Here is an 18,733-nt window from a genome sequence, read left to right on the forward strand (position 1 = left end):
GCCTTACTTGGCTTCCTTGGCCGGGTCCTTCACGCGGTCGAACTTGTCGAACTCCACGTTGACCAGCTGGCCGTCCTTGGTCTTCTCGACCTTGCGGATGTAGACCGTCTGCACGATGTCGCGCGTGGCCGGGTCGATCTCGATGGGGCCGCGCGGGCTTTCGAAGGCGACACCCTTGAGCGCTTCCATCACCTTGTCGCCCGAGGCCTCGGCGCCCGCCTTCTTGTAGGCCAGGTCGATGGCCGTCATGGCGTCGTAGGCGGTGATGGCGAAATAGCTGGGGCGCAGCTGCGTGCCGAACTCGGCCACGAAGTCCTTCACGAACTTCTCGTTCTTGGCCGACTTGTGGGCATAGGAATAGTGATGCGCCGTCACCAGGCCCAGGGCCACGTCGCCGGTGGCCTGCAGATAGCTGTCGTCGGTGGCCTCGCCCGTGGCGAAGAGCTTGATGCCGGCTTCTTCCATGCCGCGCTCCTTCCAGACCTTCAGGAAGGCCGGCGGCATCACGCCCGAGGGAAAGAAGAAGAACACCGCCTGCGGCTTGGCGTCCTTGATGCGTTGCACATAGGCCGAGAAGTCGGGGTTGTTCATGGGCGTGCGCACCTCGCCCACCACCTTGCCGCCGCCTTCGGTGAAGGCCTTCTTGAAGGCCGTTTCGGCATCGGTGCCCGAGGCATAGTCGGCCACCACGGTGTAGGCCTCCTTGACGCCGTTCTTGAGCATCCAGCGGGCCATCGGGTCGGCCATCTGCTGCACGGTGAAGGAAACGCGCGCCACATAGGGCGAGCTGGTGGTGATGCCGGACGAGGCGGCATTCATCACCACCACCGGCACCTTGGCCTGTGCTGCCACGGCGCCCACGGCATAGGCATTGGGGCTGAAGTCCAGCCCGGTCAGCACGCTGACCTTGTCGCGCACGATCAGCTCCTGCGCGATGCGCTTGGCGGCATCGGGCGCGGGGCCGGCCGTGTCCTTCTTGACGATCTCCACCGTCCGTCCGGCGATCTTGCCGCCATGCTCCTTGAGGTAGAGCGCCACCCCGGCATCGAACTGCCGGCCGTAGTCGGCATAGGGCCCCGAGTAGGTGGCGATCAGCCCGATGCGCAGCGGCTCCGCCGCCTGCGCGGCAGCGCCCATGAGCCCCAGGCAGGCGAAGGCGATCGCGCCCAGGGCGCTTCTCTTGGTGACGGTCATCGCGGGTTCCTCGTGATTAGAAAAAGGCAGAAAAGCAACGTGCAGGCCGAACAGCAGTTGGCCGCGGAGCAGGCCATGCGGGTGCACTCGCGGAACTGGCTTCGCCAGGCCGCGGAGTGCGCCCCCTTGAGGGGGGATTCGGCTACACGAAGTGAGCAAGAAACGGGGGTGGGCCTAGTACATATCGAAATACTCGCGGTGCTCCCATTCGGAGACCTCCAGGTTGAACCGCGCGATCTCCGCCTGCTTGATGTGGCAGTAGTAGTCCACGAAGGTGCGGCCGAAGCGCTCGACCAGCACCTCGTCGGCCTGCAGCGCGGCCAGCGCATCGCCCAGCGAGCGGGGCAGCGGCTCGGCCGGCGTCTCGTAGGGCGCGTCGGCGCTGGGGCCGGGGTCGAGGCGGCGGACCATGCCATCGAGGCCGGCGTGGATCTGCGACGCCAGGTACAGATACGGATTGGCCGTTGGCTCCCCCACGCGGTTCTCGATGCGGGTGCCGGCATCGCCCGGGCCGCCCAGCACGCGCAGCATGGCGCCGCGGTTGTCCCGCGCCCAGATGGCCCGATCGGGTGCCAGCGAGAAGGGCCGATAACGCCGGTAGCCGTTGATCGTCGGGCAGGCCAGCACCGAGGCGCCCACCGCATGGGCCTTGAGGCCGGCCAGCCAATGCATGCCCAGCGGGCTCAGGTCTTCCGCGCCTTCTTCCGGGATGAACGCGTTGACGCCATCGCCGCGCCGCCGCAGCGACTGGTGCAGGTGCCAGCCGCTGGACATCACGTTCGGAATCTTCGGCCGGCACATGAAGGTGGCGTGCCAGCCCTGCCGCTGGCAGATCTGCTTGATGGCGCTGCGCAGCAGCACCATGGTGTCGGCGGGTGTCAGCCCCGTGGTGGGACCGAAGGTGAGCTCGAACTGGCTCGGCCCGAACTCGATCTCCAACGAGCGCAACGGCAGGCCCAGCGCGATGAGCTGGTCGTGCAGCACCTGCATCACCGCATCGACGCGGTCGTAGCGCAGCTCGGTGAGGTACTGGTGGCCATGCGACAGCAGCGACACGCGCGGCGGCTCGCCGGGCTGGCCCGAGTCGGCCAGGCCCATGCGCGCATCGTCGAGCTGGAAGACGTGGAACTCCACCTCCAGCCCGGCGACGAAGTCCAGGCCCTCGCGGCCCAGTTCATCCACCGCCTTCTGCAGGATGCGCCGCGTGGCGAAGGGACAGGGGCTGCCGTCGGCCATGTAGGCATCGCACAGCACCCAGCCGGTCTTCTTGGCCCAGGGCAGGATGCGGAAGGTGCCGGGGTCGGCCACCAGGGTGAAATCGGCGCCGCCCTGCAGACCGGGCAACGCGAAGCCGCCGCCGGCGCTGAAGACCGGAAACACCGTCTTGTGCGAGGTGTCCTTGGCCAGCAGGGTGGTGGTGAGGTTGACGCCGCCGCGCAGCGTGCTGCGCGCTTCGCTGGCCACCAGGGTCTTGCCGCGCAGCAGGCCGTGCTGGTCGGGCCAGGCGAAGCGCACCACGTCCACCTCGCCGCTGGCCAGGCGCCGGTCCAGCTCGGCGGCCTGGCGGGCCTGCTCGTCGGTCCACAGGCCGTGGCGGTCCACGAAGCTCGCCATGGCGCTCAGCCCGCCTGGCCGTTGTTCAGCCGGGCGGCGGCCCAGCTGCTCTTGAGGCGGCGCTCTCGGTCGGCCTCGCGCCAGTAGGCGTCGTTGTCGCTGCCGCGGTCGTTCACGCCGTCGATGGAGGGCGGGCCGCTGAAGGCGGCAGCTTGGTCGGCGCCGATCAGCAGGGGCGCCTCGCGCTCGCCGCGCTGCACGCTCTCGATGGCGCGCACCAGCATGCGGCGGAAGGTGATGATGCCCTTGTCGGTGGCGCCCAGGTGCTCGCGGCTGCGGTCCTGGATGGGGCCCTGCGATTCGCAGGCCCACTGGTCGTGCACGTTGATGTCCATGCCCATGCCGGTGAAGGTCTGGCTGGCCTGCTCCTGCACGTCGTAGCCGTACTGGTTGGACTTGTTGCGGCGCGAGACGTAGTCGGGCAGCTCGATGGTGGCCAGGCGCTGCTCGCGCATCTGCTGCTTGTCCACCGGGCCGGTGAAGCTGGTGAAGATGGCATACCAGTAGGTGTGGGTGTCGTCCACCGGCACATGCCACTGGGTGATGGTCATCTCCGCACTCATGGGAATGACGAAGGCCTGCGGGAACATCACGTTGGTCACGCGCACATGGGTGGCCTTTTCATCGAGCTTGCGCAGCGTGGTCAGGCGCATGCCGTACTCGGTGGGCTCGACGGCGATCTCGGGCCGGTCGTATTCGCGCAGTACCTTGGTGATGGGCAGGTCGGAGTCGGCCGAGGCGCCGCGGAACTGCTTGCCGTAGCTCTCCGACGTGTCTTCGTCCTCGAAGAAGCGGTGCAGGAAGGAGGCATGGGCCGGGTCCATGCCCACCTCCAGCGCCTGCAGCCAGTTGCATTCCCACAGGCCCTTGAAGGCGAAGGTGTGCGTGCCGGGTGCGACGAAGCAGTCGAACTCCGGGAAGGCCGGCGGCTCGCCCGGGCCGATGTATGCAAAGACGATGCCCGAGCGCTCAACCACCGGGTAGGCGCCCTGCTGGATGCGCGTGCACATCTTGCTGCCCACGGGCTCGGCGGGCGTTTCCAGGCACTGGCCGGTGGCGTCGAACAGCCAGCCGTGGAAGGGGCAGCGCAGGCCGCCGTCCTCCAGCCGGCCGAAGGCCAGATCGGCACCGCGGTGCGGACAGTCGCGGTCGAGCAGGCCCAGGCGGCCGGTCTCGTCGCGGAAGAGCACGAAGTCCTGGCCCATCAGCTTGACGGCCTTGAGCGGGCGCGGGCCGTCCAGTTCTTCCAGCAGCGCGACGGGCTGCCAGTAGCGCCGCAGCAGTTCGCCGGCCGGCTTGCCGGGGGCGACGCGGGTCATGAAGTCGTTCTGTTCCTGGGTGATCATGGGTTACTCCATCGAAGGTCTGCACTTCGTTGTATGCAATTGCATGCAGTGTCGGGCCGATCCTTGTGTTCCGTCAATGGCGCGTGTCTGGCCCGGCTGCAAGATGCCGGAGCATTTTTCCCTTTGTTGGTGAGGATGGAGCGAGGGAATGCACCAGCGCCGGGCATCACTGCCGTCGCCCAGGCGATCCTTCTTCTGCATGCAACTTGCGCGCCAAGGTGCGCCATGGGCATGCCGCTGCACGCCGGCGCCTAGAATCCGCCGCAGCTTCGGAACTGCGCCATGGACTCCCAACAATCACGCGTGCTCGTCCAACTCCGGGACATGATCCTCAAGGGCGAATTCGGCCCGGGCGAGCGCCTGGCGGAGATCCCGCTCTCGGAGCGCCTCGGCGCCTCGCGCACGCCGGTTCGGCTGGCGCTGGCGAGCCTGGAGCATGAAGGGCTGATCGAGCCCTCGCCCTCAGGCGGCTACCAGATGCGGGCCTTCACCTCGCGCGAGATCGCCGACGCCATCCGCGTGCGCGGCGTGATCGAGGGCTTCGCGGCCCGCCTGCTGGCCGAGGATGGCGCCTCTCGCCAGCTGTTGCGCCAGCTGCACGACTGCCTGGACGAGGGCGACCGTGCCGTCAACAAGCCCACCATGGAGCTCGACGACTACGCCGCGTACGTGGAGATGAACGACCGCTTCCACCGCCTGATCCTCGAAGGCTGCGGCAATGCGGCCGTGCTGCGCACGCTGGAGATGCTGGCCAGCCAGCCCTTTGCCGCGCCCAGTGCCATGCTGCCCATGCAGTCCTCGATGGAAGAAGGGCAGCAGTGGATGCGCCAGGCCCACCGCACCCACCATGCCCTCGTGCAGGCCATCGAGCGCGGCCAGGGTTCGCGCGCCCAGGCGCTGGGCGAGGAGCATGTGGAAATCGCCCGCATGAACCTGGACTACGCACTGGAGCGGCCCGACCTGGCCGCGCAACTGATGCCCGGCATGCGCCTCGTGGCCGGCAGCCGCGGCCGGAGCTGACAACCGTCGCTCAGCCCGCGGCAGCCCGCGCCGCGCGTTGCTGAAGCAGTTGGACGAACGCGAGGGCCGGCGGCGACAGCGCCAGCCCCCGGCGCTGGTAGATGTAGTAGGGCCGCCGCATCTCCGGCCCCCGCAGCTCGATGAAGCGCAGGCCGAAGTTGTCGGCGAAGGACCGCGCATAGTCCGGCACCGCCGCCAGCCCGGTGCCCACGCCGACCAGCGCCAGGGCGGTGGTCAGGTACTCCACTTCGGCGGCGGTCTGCAGCGAGAGCGAGGCATCGTGCGCATGCAGGTGCCGCTCCAGGTGGCGGTTGAACTCGCTCGAATAGAGCACCCAGCGCTCGTTGCGCAGCTCGTCCCAGGCCACGGCCTTGCGCCCGGCCAGCGGATGGCCGGCGGCGCAGACCAGGCGGATCGGCACGTCCATCAGGAAGGTGCGGGCCACGTCTTCGCCGGTGGGCCGCTCGGGCCCCACACCCAGTTCGGCATCGCCACGGCGCACCGTGCCGACCACCGCATCGGCCGTGGCGTCCGCCATGCGCAGGCCGATCTCGGGATGCGCCGCCTCGAACTCGCCCAGCACGGCCGCCACCCAGGTGCAGGCCAGCATCTGCGGCGCCACGACGCGCAGCAGGCCGGTGCGCAGCGAGCGCAGGTCCGAGGCGCCTTCGGCCATCTGCTGCAGGTCGTCCAGGATGCGTCGGGCCAGCGGCAGCAGCTGGCGGCCGGCCTCGGTCAGCGTCACGCTCTGGCCGCGGTCGAAGAGCGGCAGGCCCAGCGCCTCTTCCAGCTGCTGTACCAGCATGCTGACGGCCGACTGCGTGAGGTTGACCTGCCGCGCTGCGGCCGTGAAGCTGCCCGCGCGGGCGACGGCGGCAAAGGCGCGCATCTGCCGCAGGCTGAGGGCGTTGAGGGTGGGGGAGGGCTGCACCAGCGTGGAACGGGCAAGGCGATGGGAAGCGGCCGATTATCAGAAGTCTTGATGGGCCCATGAAAAGAATTGGCTGGCTTGATGGCCGACAAGCTTTCCAGAATGCCGGCCCATGCACATCGCCGTCATCGGAACCGGAATCGTGGGCAGCTGCACCGCCGCCTGGCTGCAGCGCGACGGCCATCGCATCACCTTCGTCGACCCGCAGGAAGCGGGGGAGGCCTGCTCCTTCGGCAACGCCGGCTCGCTCTCGCCCAGCGCCTGCCTCCCCGTGGGCATGCCCGGCATGTGGAAGAAGGTGCCGCGCTGGCTGCTCGACCCGCTGGGGCCGCTGACGGTGCGCTGGGCCTATGCGCCGGTGGTGCTGCCCTGGCTGCTGCGGATGCTGCGGCATTCCTCGCGCGAGGAGGTCACGCGCATCGCCACCGCGTTGCGCACGCTGCTGGCGCCCATCTTCGACAGCTACGAGCCGCTGCTGGCCCATGCCCAGGCCCAGCATCTGGTGCGGCGCAGCGGCTGCCTGTATGTCTTTTCCTCGCGCGAGACGGCGGCGCAGTGGGCCTGGGGCATGGAGCTGCGCCGTTCGCTCGGCGTGCAGATGCGCGACGTGGAGCAGGACGAGCTGGAGGCGCTGGAGCCGGACCTCAAGGGGCGCTTCCGCTTCGGCATCCTCGCGCCGGAGAACGGCTCGACCACCGACCCTTCCGCGCTGGTGAAGGCGCTGCATGCCCAGTGCCTGGCCGACGGCGCGACGCACCTGCGTCAGCGCGTCACCGGCTTCGAGCGGCAGGGCAGCCGCGTCACGGCCGTGAAGCTGGACGCGGGGGCGCCCCTGGCGGTGGACGGCGTGGTCGTGGCCGCGGGTGCCTGGTCCGGCCGGCTCGCCGCCGCGCTGGGCAGCCCGGTGATGCTGGAGACCCAGCGCGGCTACCACGTCACCGTGCAGAGCTCCAACCTGCAGCTTCGCCACACGGTGATGGCGGTGGAGCACAACCTGATGGTCAACCCCATGGCCATGGGTCTGCGGCTGGCGGGCACGGTGGAATTCGCCGGCCTGGCTGCCGAGCCCAACCTGGCCCGGGCCGACGCGCTGCTGGCGCAGGGCCGGCAGCTCTTTCCGCACCTGGACACCTCGGCCTTCACCCGCTGGATGGGCCATCGGCCCTGCCTGCCCGACAGCCTCCCGGTGGTGGGCACGGCGCGCAGCGCCGACAACGCCTGGCTGGCCTTCGGCCACGGCCACATGGGCATGTGCATGGGCGCCACCACCGGCCGCGAGATCGCGCACCTGGTGGCCGGCCGGCCCACGCAGGTGGACCTGATGCCCTTCTCGCCGGAGCGCTTCCGGTGATGGCAGCGCCCTGGTCGCTGGGCGTGGACATGGGCGGCACCTTCGTCGATGCCGTGGCGCTGCACGAGGACGGGCGCAGCGTGGCGATCAAGCATCCGCGTGCTGGTCGGCGTCTGGCCGAGCCGGTGGTGGAGGCGATCGATCGGCTATGCGCAGAGGCAGGCATCGCGCCGGCCGAGGTCGGCCGGGTGGTGCATGGCTCCACCGTCATCACCAACCTGCTGCTGGAGCTGGACCGGCCGCCCATCGCCTTGCTGCTGACGCGTGGCTTCGGCGATGTGCCGGTGCTGGCGCGGCAGGATCGGCGTGCGCTGTACGAGCCCGTGATCGCGCCAGCGGTGCCCGAGGCGGCGCTCTTTCCGCAGCCGCTGCGCTTCGAGATCGGCGGGCGCATCGATGCCGGGGGCCGCGAGGTCGAGCCGCTGGACCTGACGGCGCTCGACGCCGCCGCAGACGCCATCGCGGCCGCGGGCGTGCAGGCGGTGGCGGTCTGCCTGCTGTTCTCGCACCGCAACCCTTCGCATGAGCAGCAGGTTGGTGAGCTGATGCGGGCGCGTCTGCCGCATCTGCACGTCTCGCTCTCGCACGAGGTCGACCCGGCGCCGCGCGAGTTCGAGCGCGCGCTCACCACCGCGCTGGATGCCTACGCCAAGCCGCTGGCGGCCGGCTACCTGCGGGCGCTGGCCGAGGCGCTCTCCGCCCGTCGGTTGCCTGCACCGATGCTCATGCATTCCGAAGGCGTGGTCCGGCCCTGGCAGGACCTGGCCGCGCGGCCGATCGGGCTGGCCATGTCCGGCCCCTGCGCCGCCCTGCGCGGCGTGGCGGCCTGCCTGGACGAAGGCGCCCGCCGTGGCGCCCTGCTCACGCTGGACGTGGGTGGCACCAGTGCCGACATCGGGCTGCTGCACGGCGGCCAGTCGGCCTTCGCCGAATCGCTGGAATGCGGCGGGCTGGGCATCCGCCAGCGCTGCGTGGACATCGCCTCCATCGCCATCGGCGGCGGCAGCGTGCTTCAGGTGCTGGCGGGCGGGGCGCTGCGCATCGGCCCGCGCTCGCAGGGCGCCTGGCCGGGGCCGGCAGCCTACGGGCAGGGCGGCACCTTGGCGACGCTGAGCGATGCACTGTGCGTGCTCGGCCGTCTGCCTGATCGGTTGGCGGGCGGACTGGCGCTGGACTGCCGTGCCGCCGAGGCCGCGCTCGCGCGCGACGTGGCCGTGCCGCTGGGCCTGCCGCTCGCCGAAGCGGCCGAGGCCGTGGTGCAGGCGGCTGCCGCGCACATGGCCGAGGCACTCAAGACCCATGCCTTCCAGCGCGGGCTGGATCCAGCGGACGCGCTGCTGGTGGCCGTGGGCGGCGGCGGCGCGCAGCATGCCGCGGAGGTCGCGGCGCTCGCCGGCATGGCCGCCGTGCGCGTGCTGCCGCAGGCGGGCGTGATGGCCGCGTTGGGCATGGTACGCGGCCCTGCGGAGTCGGCCACGAGGCCATTGCGCACGGTGCGCGAGGCCTGGGCCGGCATCGCGCCGGAGGGCCATGGTCCGGCTGCGCTCTTTGCGCCGATGACCACGGTCTGGGTGCCTGCTGGCTGGCGCTGGCGGATCGAGGGCGATGGCAGCCTGCAGCTGGCGGTGTCGTCATGAGATCGCCGCGCTGCATCCGCTTTTCAGCGTTCACCGGCCAATGCCGCGAGCGCGCCCTTTCGTTCGCCCGGGAGTGCCCCAGCCGCTCCTCTCCCCTCGCGGGAGAGGGGGCAAGACCGCGTCTCGCTGCCTGTGCAGAAGGTGCCGCCCGATGACCCCGCACGCCGACCCCGCCATCGCCCTGCGCATGGAGCCCTTGCGTCTGGCTCTGCAGGGCGCGGCCGACCGCATGCAGTCGGCCATGATGCGCGCCGCCGTCTCTACCATCGCCCGCGAGGGCGGCGACTGCGCGGCGGCGCTGTTCCTGCCCGACGGCCGCCTGCTGGCGCAGGCGCGTTCGCTGCCGTTGCTGCTGGGCTCGCTGATCCCGGCCGTGGCCGGGGTGCTGGCGCGCTTTCCGGCCGGCGCCATGCGCAACGGCGATGTCTATCTGCTCAACGACCCGTGGTCGGGTGGCACGCACCTGCCCGACATCGCGCTGGTGCATCCCGTCTTCGACGGCCGCGAACTGATCGCCCTGGCGGCCACCAGCCTGCACCACCAGGATGTGGGCGGCATGGCGCCGGGCTCCATCCCGCCCGACGCGATCGAGATCCACCAGGAAGGCCTGCGTCTGCCGCCCGTGCGCTGGCGCGATGCGGCGGGCGTGCTGCCCGACATCGACGCCATCCTGGGCGCCAACACGCGCACGCCCGCCAACCTGCGCGGTGACCTCGAGGCGCAGTGGACGGCGCTGGCCCAGGGCGCGCGTGAACTGCGGCAGATCGCCCGCCACACCGGCGAGCGCTTCGCGGCCGTGTGCGAGGCATTGCTCGCCCAGTCCGCCGACATGACCCGCGCCGCGCTGGCCGCCGTGCCCGATGGCGAGTGGCACTGGCACGACGCGCTCGATGGCGACGGCGAGGGTGCCGAGCCCATCGCCATCGCCGTGCGGCTGCACAAGCATGGCGAAGCGATCACGCTCGACTTCGAGGGCAGCGCGCCGCAGGTGCGCGGACCGCTCAACGCGTCCGCGGCGGCGATGCTGTCGGCGGCGCTGTTCTTCATGCGCACGCTGGCGCCGCAGGCGCCCAACAACGCGGGCTGCCTGGCACCGCTGACGCTGCGGCTGCCGCCGCACAGCGTGGTCAATCCCGATTGGCCGGCCGCGGTCAACGCCCGCACGGCCACCGTCAAGCTGGCCTGCAACGCCATCCTCGGCGCGTGGGCCCAGGCCACGGGCGCGCAAGGCGAGGGCGTGGCCCCGCATGCCGGCGTGGCGACCGTGCTCGCGCTCAGCGGCACGCGCGGCGACGGTGAGCGCTGGATGTTCACCGAGATCATCGCCAGCGGTGCCGGCGCCAGCTCCACGGCGCCGGGCCGCGCGGGCGTTTCCACCGACGTGGGCAACGCGCGCAACACGCCCATCGAGGTGATCGAGGCCGAAGCGCCACTGCGTGTGTTGCAGTACGCCATCCGCCGCGGCTCCGGGGGCGCGGGCGCGCAGGCCGGCGGCGACGGTGTGCGGCGCGAATACCTGCTGCTCGACGGCGAAGGCTGGATCGCCTACCGCGGCGAGCGTCACCGCAGCCAGGCCCGCGGCGCCCAGGGCGGCGGCGCGGGTGCCAGCGCGTCGGCACGCCTTCTGCATGCCGACGGGCGCGTGCAGCCGCTGGCCGCGCGCAGTCGCGTGCGCTGGCAGGCCGGTGATCTGCTGTTCATCGAGACCGCAGGCGGCGGCGGCTGGGGTGCGGTGGCCGCCACTGCAGGCACCCCGTCGCCGCCGCCGTCTTCGTTGCTTTCCCCGTCGTCTTCCTTCCATCCCGACCCACGCCAGGAGTGCCCATGAACCGAACGTCCTTCTCCCTTCGTCGCCGCGCTGGCCTGGCCCTGGTGGCGACGCTTGCGACCGGTGCTCTGCTGGCGCCGGTCCTCGGCCAGGCGCAGGGCGCCTATCCGAACAAGCCCATCCACATCGTCGTGCCCTTTCCGCCCGGCGGCAGCACCGACGTGCTGGCGCGGCGCATCGGCGACAAGTTGGCCAGTGCCTGGGGCCAGCCGGTGGTGGTGGACAACCGCGCCGGTGCCGGTGGCACCGTGGGCGCCGACTACGTGGCCAAGTCCGCGCCGGACGGCTACACGCTGCTGATGGGCGTGACCGGCAGCAATGCCATCGCGCAGGCGCTGTACGCCAAGCTGCCCTATGACGTGGTGAAGGACTTCGCGCCGGTCTCGATGGTGGTGAGCGCGCCGCTGGTGCTGGCCGTGAATCCCGACGTGAAGGTGCGTACGGCGCAGGAGTTCCTGGCGCTGGCCAAATCGAAGCCGGGTGGCCTGAGCTACGGCTCGGCGGGCAACGGCACGTCGATGCACCTGACGGGCGAGATGTACAAACAGGCGGCGGGGGTGTCGATGGTCCACATCCCTTACCGCGGCAGCGCGGGCATGCTGACGGACCTGATGAGCGGGCAGATCCAGGCCACCTTCGGCGACGTGCTGGTGCTGATGCCGCAGATCCAGGCGGGCAAGCTGCGGGCGCTGGCGGTCACGTCGAAGACGCGGCACCCGATGCTGCCGGACGTGCCGACGCTGGACGAGGCGGGCCTCAAGGGTTTCGAGGCCCTGTCGTGGCAGGGGCTGTTCGCGCCTGCCGGCACGCCGCCCGAGGTGGTGGAGAAGCTGAGTGCCGAAGTGAACAAGGCGGTGCGTTCACCGGACGTGCGCGAGTACTTCGCCTCTCGCGGTTTCATCGTCGAGGGCACGACGCCGGCGGCCTTCAAGGCGCTGATCGAGGCCGAGGTGAAGAAGTGGACGCCGATCGTGAAGTACTCGGGGGCGCGGGCGGATTGAGCTTTGGTGCGACTGCTGAGTTTGGCAAGGACGGTGATGGTCGGGTTGGTCTACCTTGGCAACCGCTGCGTTGCGCAGGCGTTTCGATGCCTCTTGCCTTTGATGCAGTCCACCGACAGATGCCCGCGGATGTGGCTTTTGAGTGGGGTTTCCGGGCGCTGGGCGCTCCGCCAGCCCCGGCCCGCCCGGCCGCCTCGCCCACAGGCTGCGCCGCTCGCTGAACGCTCGCGGAGCCTGCGGTGCTCGCCGGATGAGCGCGCGGCGTAACTCGCTGCGCTGCCTGCCGGCAGCTCCGCTCAAACAAACGCCGCGAGTCGGTCACGACCGGCCCGCGGAGGCCGCGGGCCTCGCTCATCCGGCTGCGCGCCTCGGCGCATCCTGAGGGCGAGTCGGCCGGGCGGGCCGGGGCCGGCTCCAGGGTGATCGGGTGGACGTGGCCCCTTTGCCGTTCTTCGAACACCTTCAGGGCGGGCCGATACCTGTTCAAGTCGGGAGTTGGTGGACTGCCCAGCGACCACGCTCTTCAATCAACCGTGAAGCCCCGGCGGGAGCGGCCCCCAGGGCGCGGCCGTTGGGCGTGCCGAGGCGCGCAGCCTGGCGAGTGAGGTGCGCGAACATCGCGCACCGGCCGTCTCTGACTCGTGGCGCTTGTCCGAGCGGAGCGCGTCAGCGCGCAGCGAGTTGCGCCACGCACTCGCCAGGCGAGCACCGCAGGGGACCCCGAGCGTTCAGCGAGGGGCACGCACATCGGCCGCGCCCTGGGGGCCGTTCCCGCCGGGCGCCTTCGCGGAGACAACGGTCCCCCGACCCCGCGCGCGTCCCCGGCGAATGCCCTCGCTTCGTGCGTGTGCGTGACGAGTGGCGAGTTGCCCCCATGAGCCAAAGGGCGCCTGCCCAGCAGCCGAACGGCCTCACGCAGAAAGCCCCAAAACAAAACGGGGCCCCGAAGAGCCCCGTCACTCACTCAGCGGAGGAACCGGATCACAGCCCCGCAGCCGCCTTCAGCGCAGCCGCCTTGTCCGTGCGCTCCCACGTGAACTCCGGCTCCTCGCGGCCGAAGTGGCCATAGGCGGCGGTCTTGGCGTAGATGGGACGCAGCAGGTCCAGCATCTGGATGATGCCCTTCGGACGCAGGTCGAAATGCTCGTTGACCAGCGCCGCGATCTTGTCGTCCGAAATCACGCCCGTGCCTTCGGTGTAGACGGTGATGTTCATCGGCTTGGCCACGCCGATGGCATAGGCGACCTGCACCTGGCACTGGCGCGCCAGGCCCGCAGCCACCACGTTCTTGGCCACGTAGCGGGCCGCGTAGGCGGCCGAGCGGTCCACCTTCGACGGGTCCTTGCCCGAGAAGGCGCCGCCGCCGTGCGGGCAGGCGCCGCCGTAGGTGTCCACGATGATCTTGCGGCCCGTCAGGCCGCAGTCGCCCTGCGGACCGCCGATGACGAAACGGCCCGTGGGGTTGATCAGGTAGCGCGTCTCCTGCAGCCACTCCTTGGGCAGCACCGGCTTGATGATCTCCTCGATCACCGCCTCGATGAAGCTGGCCTTCATCTTGGTGGGCGTCTCGCTCTGGTCGGGGTGGTGCTGCGTGGAGAGCACCACGGTGTCGATGCTGTGCGGCTTGCCGTCCACGTAGCGCATCGTCACCTGGCTCTTGGCGTCGGGACGCAGGAAGGGCAGGCGGCCGTCCTTGCGCAGCTGGGCCTGGCGCTCGACCAGGCGGTGGGCGTAGTAGATCGGCGCGGGCATCAGCTCGGGCGTCTCGTCGCACGCATAGCCGAACATCAGGCCCTGGTCGCCGGCGCCGGTGTTCAGGTGGTCGTCGCTGGCATGGTCCACGCCCTGGGCAATGTCGTTGGACTGCTTGTCGTAGCAGACCATGACCGCGCAGCCTTTGTAGTCGATGCCGTAGTCGGTGTTGTCGTAGCCGATGCGCTTGATGGTGTCGCGCGCGACCTGGATGTAGTCGACATGCGCGTTGGTGGTGATCTCGCCCGCGAGCACCACGAGGCCGGTGTTGGTCAGCGTCTCGGCGGCCACGCGCGAGCGCGGGTCCTGTTCGAAGATGGCATCGAGGATCGCGTCCGAGATCTGGTCGGCCACCTTGTCCGGATGGCCCTCGGACACCGATTCGGAAGTGAAGAGAAAGTCGTTCGCCATGTTCGAGAAAACTCCTGCGTGAAGGATGCGGACCGGGCGTTTGCCGGCAACCTCGGGAGTCTCTGGCGAACGCTTTAGCAGTTGGGTTTAACGTCGCCCTGCAAGTAGTCCTGTAACTCGGCGACAATTTCGATTCTATTCATGCCGGTCCCAGCCCGCTGGGCCGCGCGTCGGTTTTCCACCCACCCGTTTGTCCGACAACACCTGATGATCGCGTTGTTTCGTCTGCTTGCCCGTGCGCCGCTGCCGCTGATGCATGCGCTCGGCGGGCTGCTGGGCTGGCTGGTCTGGGCGTTGGCGTCGGACTACCGGCGGCGTTTTCGCGCGAATGCCGCGCAGGCCGGCCTGACGCCCGAGCAATGGCGCCCGGCCATCGCCGCCGCCGGCCGCATGGCCGCCGAACTGCCCTGGCTCTGGGCCCGCCCGGCGGGCGAGAGCGTGCTGCCCCGTGTGCGCCAGTGGACGGGCGACGAGGCCCTGGGCGCCGCGCTGGCATCGGGCCGCGGCGCCATCGTCATCTCGCCGCATCTGGGCTGCTGGGAATTGCTGGGCCAGGCCCTGGGCGAGCGCTTCCTGGCCAGCCACGGGCCGATCACCGCGCTGTTCCGTCCCCCACGCAAGCCGTGGATGGCGGCGCTGATGGAAGGTTCGCGCGACCGGCCCGGCCTGCACATGCTGCCCACCGACGTGTCGGGCGTGCGCGGGCTGATGCGTGCGCTCAAGAAAGGCGGCTACACCGGCATCCTGCCCGATCAGGTGCCGCCGACGGGGCAGGGCGTCTGGGCGCCCTTCTTCGGTCGGCCCGCCTACACCATGACCCTCGTGCCGCGCCTCGCGCAGCTGACCGGCGCCCAGGTCTTCCTGGGCGTGTGCGAGCGGCTGCCGCGCGGCCGTGGCTATGCCGTGCACCTGCAGCCGCTGGATGCGCCGGCCCTCTCCGACCCCAAAGCCGCCCCCGAAGAGGCCGCCACCGCCATGAATCGAGGCATCGAGCAATTGATCCTGAGCCTGCCCGGGCAATACGTCTGGGACTATGCCCGCTACAAGGCGCCGCGCGCCGAGATGGAGACGGCGCGATGAGTGTTTCGGCCCGGCTGGGCATCGGCTTCATGCGTGCGCTGGCCCGATTGCCGCTGCCGGTGGTACGTGGACTGGGCGCGGCCCTCGGCCCGGTGCTGCACGCTCTGGCCAAGCCCCGCCGCCATGTGGTGGACGTCAACCTGGCCCTGTGCTTCCCCGAGAAGACGCCCGAGGAGCGGCGCCGCATCGCGCGCCAGACCTTCGTGTACGTCGCCCAGGCCTGGTTCGACCGCGCCTGGCTGTGGCATGCGCCGGCCGAGGTGATCCGCCAGCGCGTGACGCTCAAAGGCGCGCTGGACGAGATCGACGTGGGCGAGCAGCCCACCATCCTCTTCGCGCCGCACTTCTACGGCCTGGATGCCGCCGCCACGCGGCTGACCATGCACACGCCCAAGCAGTCCACCACCATCTACACCACGCAGCGCAACCCGGTGATGGACGAATGGACGCGCGAGGGTCGCACCCGTTTCGGCAACGTGACGGTGCTGCACCGCATGGACGGCGTGAAGCAGATCGTGGCCAACCTGCGCCGCGGCGGCCTCTTGTATCTGCTGCCGGACATGGACTTCGGTCCAGCACACACGGAGTTCGTGCCTTTCTTCCACACGCTGGCGGCGACCACGCCCTCGCTGTCGCGCTTCTCGCGGCTGGCGCGCGCCAAGGTCGTGCCGGTGCTGTCGCGGCTGACCAAGGACGGCTATGAGATCGAGGTGCTGCCGTCCTGGCAGGACTTTCCGACCCATGACGCCATCGCGGACACGGCGCGCATGAATGCGCAGCTGGCCGAGTGGATCCGCACGATGCCCGCGCAGTACTACTGGGTGCACCGGCGCTTCAAGACGCGGCCGCCGGGCGAGCCCTCGGTGTACTAGGGAGGAACGCTGCTTCCAGGCTTCGACAGGCTCAGCTCGAACGGTCTTCGTTCACAGGCTCAGCCCGAGTCTTCGTTCGACTGGACGTCCCTGCATGCAAAGGCTGCTTCTCAGGCCGGATGGCGCCGGATGAAGGCGCCGATGCGTGCCATCACCAGTTCAGGCTGCTCGTGCACCACCCAGTGCGTGGCGCCTTCCAGCCGCTCGACCTCGAGCTGGGGCACGTAGTCCCCCAGGCCATCGAGCAGGCCTGGGCGCAGCGCGATGTCGGCCATGCCCCATAGCACCAGGGTTGGGATGTCCACCGTCACGCGCTCGCGCGGGATGTCGGGAATGTCGGCGCCAGGCTTGAGCGGCGTGACGCGGTAGAGGTTGCAGGCGCCCACCAGTCCCTGCGACCACACATCCCGGTACTGCGCCTTCACGTCCTCGGTGAGCCAGTCGGCATTGCCAGCACCGGCCTGCATGGACGACAGCATGCCGAAGAGGCGCGCGAAGTCGTCGCGCGCCAGCACCTCCTCGCTGCCGGGGCGCGCCAGCCAGTTCATGTAGGCGCTGGCTTCCTGCTGCTCGGAGCTGTTCTTCAGCTCGCGCGCGAAGGTGCCGGCATGCGGCGAATTGATGATCACGAGCCGGCCGATGCGCTCGGGCATCGCGTTGGCCATGCCCCAGCCGAAGGCGCCGCCCCAGTCGTGGGCGATCAGCGTGTCGATATGCCCGCCGGCCGATTCGCTCTCGGCCAGGGCGCGCAGGTCCTGCATGAGGCGGTGGGCCTGGTAGGCCTCCACCTCCGCCGGCGCGCTGGAGCGTTCGAAGCCACGCAGGTTGGGCGCCACGCAGCGATAACCGCCGTTCTCCGGCCGGGCGAAGTGCGCCAGCAGCGGGTCCCAGATGAAGGCCGCCTCCGGAAAGCCGTGGAGGAAGAGCATCAGTGGCCGCCCCGGCTCGCCCGCCGCGCGACAGCTGAGCGTGATGCCGTGCGGCAGCGCGCGTTCGAAGGTCTGGATGTTGGTCATCGCACATGTCTCCTGTCTGTGGGGCCGGACGACATGCGCGGTCGGGCAGGCGCGTCAGGCGGCGTCGGGGTGCGTCCAGCGCCAGATGATCTCGGCTGCCTCGTCCACACCCTGCTTCTTGAGGGCGGAGAAGAGTCTGACCTCGCCGCCGCCGGCCTGCAGTCGCGCAATCGACAGTGCCTTGTTGGCCTCTGCCCGCGTGAGCTTGTCGGCCTTGGTCAGCAGCACCAGGAAGTTCAGGCCCTGCTCCACGCGTGGGCGGATCACTTCCAGCAGCACCTCGTCCAGCTCGGTCATGCCCAGGCGCGGGTCGCACATCAGCACGACACCGGACAGCTGCTCGCGGGTCATCAGGTAGTTGCCCATGACGCGCTGCCAGCGCAGCTTGGCCTCGCGTGGCACCGCGGCATAACCATAGCCGGGCAGGTCGGCCAGCACGGCGTCGTCCACCTGGCCCTTGCCCACGCCGAACAGGTTGATGTGCTGCGTGCGGCCGGGCGTCTTGGACGCGAAGGCCAGCCGCTTCTGCTGGGTCAGCGTGTTGATGGCCGTCGACTTGCCAGCGTTGGAGCGGCCGACGAAGGCGATCTCGGGCAGACCCAGCGGGGGCAGGGTGTCCAGCCGCGGCGAGCTGAGCAGGAAGTGGGCGGTGTGCATCCAGCCCAGGGCGGTGCGGGCGCGCTCGGCAAAGCTGGCGGCGGGTGCGGGCGTCGCAGGGACGGTGGAGGCGGGCGGACTGGCGTTCTCCGCCGATCCGCTGGCGGGTGCCGCTGCGGCGTCGGCCGCGTCATCCGCAGGAGAGGGCGGAAAAGTTTGATCCATTCGGTACAGGGTTCTCAAGGAGGCCGTGGAAAGGGAGGGCGATTGTAGAATTGCCCGGTTTTGCGCCAGTCAGCGTACAAGTGAAGAAGCCCACGATATGAAGTTGTTCGCGCCTTATCTGCTTGCTGCCGTGCTGGGGACCGTTCTGGGGGGAACGGCCATGGCGGCAGATGCTCCGGCCACCGCGGCCAAGCCCGCCAAGCCGGATCCGGCCAAGGGCGATACCCTCTTCACGACAGCCCCGTCCAATGGTGTCGCCTGCGCCTCGTGCCACAACGCCGACGGCAATTCGGCCATCGCCGCCAACCCCAAGCTGGCGCAGCAGCATCCCGAGTACATCCTCAAGCAGCTGCACGAGTTCAAGTCCGGCAAGCGCAAGAGCGCGATCATGCAGCCCATGGTCGCCAACCTGAGCGAACAGGACATGCGAGACATCGCATGGTTCCTGGGCAGCAAGACGGTCAAGCCCGGCTTCGCCAAGGAGAAGGACCTCGTCGTGCTGGGCGAGCGCATCTACCGCGGCGGCATTGCCGACCGCCAGGTGCCCGCGTGCGCCGGTTGCCACAGCCCCACCGGCGCCGGCATCCCCGCCCAGTACCCGCGCCTGGGTGGCCAGCATTCCGACTACACGGAGGGCCAGCTGAAGGCCTTCCGTGATGGCATCCGCGCCAACAGCCCGCAGATGACGGGCGTGGCCGCCAAGATGAACGACCGCGAGATCAAGGCCGTGGCCGACTACATTGCCGGCCTGCGTTGACTTAACGCAAGTCAAAAAACCGTCGAACCAACCGCCGACAATCCAACTCAACAAGGGCGGGCCGATCCCTGGGGATCGCCCGCCCTTTTTCCTGCCCATTG

The 18,733-nt window shown here is 69.9% G+C and carries 15 protein-coding genes; 8 read left to right on the plus strand and 7 right to left on the minus strand.

The window, feature by feature from the left end; genetic code table 11:
• Positions 1-3: 3 nt before the first annotated feature.
• The 3 genes from ACT54X_RS11995 to ACT54X_RS12005 form a co-directional block, all read right to left on the minus strand.
• Positions 4-1,194, minus strand: a complete 1,191-nt coding sequence (locus ACT54X_RS11995) for an ABC transporter substrate-binding protein (protein ID WP_294370617.1) — start codon at positions 1,192-1,194, stop codon at positions 4-6.
• A gap of 174 nt (positions 1,195-1,368) precedes the next feature.
• On the minus strand, positions 1,369-2,808 hold the full coding sequence (locus ACT54X_RS12000) for a glutamine synthetase family protein (RefSeq protein WP_294370614.1): 1,440 nt from the start codon (positions 2,806-2,808) through the stop codon (positions 1,369-1,371).
• 5 nt (positions 2,809-2,813) lie between these two features.
• Complete coding sequence (locus ACT54X_RS12005; protein ID WP_476346690.1) at positions 2,814-4,154, minus strand: aromatic ring-hydroxylating dioxygenase subunit alpha; 1,341 nt, start codon at positions 4,152-4,154, stop codon at positions 2,814-2,816.
• 282 nt (positions 4,155-4,436) lie between these two features.
• On the opposite strand from ACT54X_RS12005, the gene ACT54X_RS12010 reads away from it, so the two are divergent.
• Positions 4,437-5,174: a GntR family transcriptional regulator gene (locus ACT54X_RS12010; protein WP_234194497.1), complete on the plus strand. Its 738-nt coding sequence runs from the start codon at positions 4,437-4,439 to the stop codon at positions 5,172-5,174.
• 10 nt (positions 5,175-5,184) lie between these two features.
• Here the strand turns inward: ACT54X_RS12010 and ACT54X_RS12015 are convergent, their stop codons facing one another.
• On the minus strand, positions 5,185-6,105 hold the full coding sequence (locus ACT54X_RS12015) for a LysR family transcriptional regulator (RefSeq protein ID WP_294370607.1): 921 nt from the start codon (positions 6,103-6,105) through the stop codon (positions 5,185-5,187).
• A 112-nt stretch (positions 6,106-6,217) separates the two neighbouring features.
• Here ACT54X_RS12015 and ACT54X_RS12020 point away from each other — a divergent pair, with 112 nt between their 5' ends.
• The 4 genes from ACT54X_RS12020 (at position 6,218) to ACT54X_RS12035 (ending at position 11,922) form a co-directional block, all read left to right on the plus strand.
• The gene (locus tag ACT54X_RS12020) at positions 6,218-7,456 is read left to right on the plus strand and encodes an NAD(P)/FAD-dependent oxidoreductase (RefSeq protein WP_294370606.1); all 1,239 of its coding nucleotides are present in this window, start codon (positions 6,218-6,220) and stop codon (positions 7,454-7,456) included.
• Positions 7,456-9,093 (plus strand): hydantoinase/oxoprolinase family protein, encoded by a 1,638-nt coding sequence (locus ACT54X_RS12025; protein ID WP_294370605.1) that lies wholly within the window; start codon positions 7,456-7,458, stop codon positions 9,091-9,093. Before ACT54X_RS12020 ends, ACT54X_RS12025 begins: the two co-directional genes overlap by 1 nt.
• A gap of 151 nt (positions 9,094-9,244) precedes the next feature.
• Positions 9,245-10,921: a hydantoinase B/oxoprolinase family protein gene (locus ACT54X_RS12030; RefSeq protein ID WP_476346693.1), complete on the plus strand. Its 1,677-nt coding sequence runs from the start codon at positions 9,245-9,247 to the stop codon at positions 10,919-10,921.
• Entirely contained in the window at positions 10,918-11,922 is a 1,005-nt protein-coding gene (locus ACT54X_RS12035) for a Bug family tripartite tricarboxylate transporter substrate binding protein (protein ID WP_294370602.1), read from the plus strand. The genes ACT54X_RS12030 and ACT54X_RS12035 overlap by 4 nt, the downstream gene beginning before the upstream one ends.
• Before the next feature lie 981 nt (positions 11,923-12,903).
• Here ACT54X_RS12035 and metK read toward each other — a convergent pair.
• Complete coding sequence (gene metK, locus ACT54X_RS12040) at positions 12,904-14,085, minus strand: methionine adenosyltransferase (protein ID WP_058644196.1); 1,182 nt, start codon at positions 14,083-14,085, stop codon at positions 12,904-12,906.
• Between the two features lie 207 nt (positions 14,086-14,292).
• On the opposite strand from metK, the gene ACT54X_RS12045 reads away from it, so the two are divergent.
• Both ACT54X_RS12045 and ACT54X_RS12050 read left to right on the plus strand, forming a co-directional pair.
• On the plus strand, positions 14,293-15,165 hold the full coding sequence (locus ACT54X_RS12045; protein WP_476346696.1) for a lysophospholipid acyltransferase family protein: 873 nt from the start codon (positions 14,293-14,295) through the stop codon (positions 15,163-15,165).
• Positions 15,162-16,037, plus strand: coding sequence for an LpxL/LpxP family acyltransferase (locus ACT54X_RS12050; RefSeq protein ID WP_294370598.1), 876 nt, complete (start codon positions 15,162-15,164; stop codon positions 16,035-16,037). The genes ACT54X_RS12045 and ACT54X_RS12050 overlap by 4 nt, the downstream gene beginning before the upstream one ends.
• Before the next feature lie 110 nt (positions 16,038-16,147).
• Here ACT54X_RS12050 and ACT54X_RS12055 read toward each other — a convergent pair whose 3' ends face one another.
• Both ACT54X_RS12055 and yihA read right to left on the minus strand, forming a co-directional pair.
• Entirely contained in the window at positions 16,148-17,053 is a 906-nt protein-coding gene (locus ACT54X_RS12055) for an alpha/beta fold hydrolase (protein WP_294370596.1), read from the minus strand.
• 54 nt (positions 17,054-17,107) lie between these two features.
• Positions 17,108-17,875 carry a ribosome biogenesis GTP-binding protein YihA/YsxC gene (yihA, locus tag ACT54X_RS12060; protein ID WP_476346699.1) on the minus strand — a complete coding sequence of 256 codons (768 nt, stop codon included), beginning with the start codon at positions 17,873-17,875 and terminating at the stop codon, positions 17,108-17,110.
• Positions 17,876-17,972: 97 nt separating this feature from the next.
• Between yihA and ACT54X_RS12065 the strand changes: the two genes are divergently transcribed.
• Positions 17,973-18,632: a c-type cytochrome gene (locus tag ACT54X_RS12065; RefSeq protein ID WP_294370594.1), complete on the plus strand. Its 660-nt coding sequence runs from the start codon at positions 17,973-17,975 to the stop codon at positions 18,630-18,632.
• Positions 18,633-18,733: the final 101 nt, after the last annotated feature.

Source organism: Pseudacidovorax sp. DMC4 (assembly GCF_056314265.1).

Bases quoted from the DNA above. Each gene is read 5' to 3' on its own strand.
- ACT54X_RS12055 (WP_294370596.1), bottom strand. From the start codon at position 17,053: ATGACCAACATCCAGACCTTCGAACGCGCGCTGCCGCACGGCATCACG.
- ACT54X_RS12020 (WP_294370606.1), top strand. From the start codon at position 6,218: ATGCACATCGCCGTCATCGGAACCGGAATCGTGGGCAGCTGCACCGCC.
- metK (WP_058644196.1), bottom strand. From the start codon at position 14,085: ATGGCGAACGACTTTCTCTTCACTTCCGAATCGGTGTCCGAGGGCCAT.
- ACT54X_RS11995 (WP_294370617.1), bottom strand. From the start codon at position 1,194: ATGACCGTCACCAAGAGAAGCGCCCTGGGCGCGATCGCCTTCGCCTGC.
- ACT54X_RS12050 (WP_294370598.1), top strand. From the start codon at position 15,162: ATGAGTGTTTCGGCCCGGCTGGGCATCGGCTTCATGCGTGCGCTGGCC.
- ACT54X_RS12010 (WP_234194497.1), top strand. From the start codon at position 4,437: ATGGACTCCCAACAATCACGCGTGCTCGTCCAACTCCGGGACATGATC.
- ACT54X_RS12045 (WP_476346696.1), top strand. From the start codon at position 14,293: ATGATCGCGTTGTTTCGTCTGCTTGCCCGTGCGCCGCTGCCGCTGATG.
- yihA (WP_476346699.1), bottom strand. From the start codon at position 17,875: ATGGATCAAACTTTTCCGCCCTCTCCTGCGGATGACGCGGCCGACGCC.
- ACT54X_RS12000 (WP_294370614.1), bottom strand. From the start codon at position 2,808: ATGGCGAGCTTCGTGGACCGCCACGGCCTGTGGACCGACGAGCAGGCC.
- ACT54X_RS12065 (WP_294370594.1), top strand. From the start codon at position 17,973: ATGAAGTTGTTCGCGCCTTATCTGCTTGCTGCCGTGCTGGGGACCGTT.
- ACT54X_RS12025 (WP_294370605.1), top strand. From the start codon at position 7,456: ATGGCAGCGCCCTGGTCGCTGGGCGTGGACATGGGCGGCACCTTCGTC.
- ACT54X_RS12005 (WP_476346690.1), bottom strand. From the start codon at position 4,154: ATGATCACCCAGGAACAGAACGACTTCATGACCCGCGTCGCCCCCGGC.
- ACT54X_RS12035 (WP_294370602.1), top strand. From the start codon at position 10,918: ATGAACCGAACGTCCTTCTCCCTTCGTCGCCGCGCTGGCCTGGCCCTG.
- ACT54X_RS12030 (WP_476346693.1), top strand. From the start codon at position 9,245: ATGACCCCGCACGCCGACCCCGCCATCGCCCTGCGCATGGAGCCCTTG.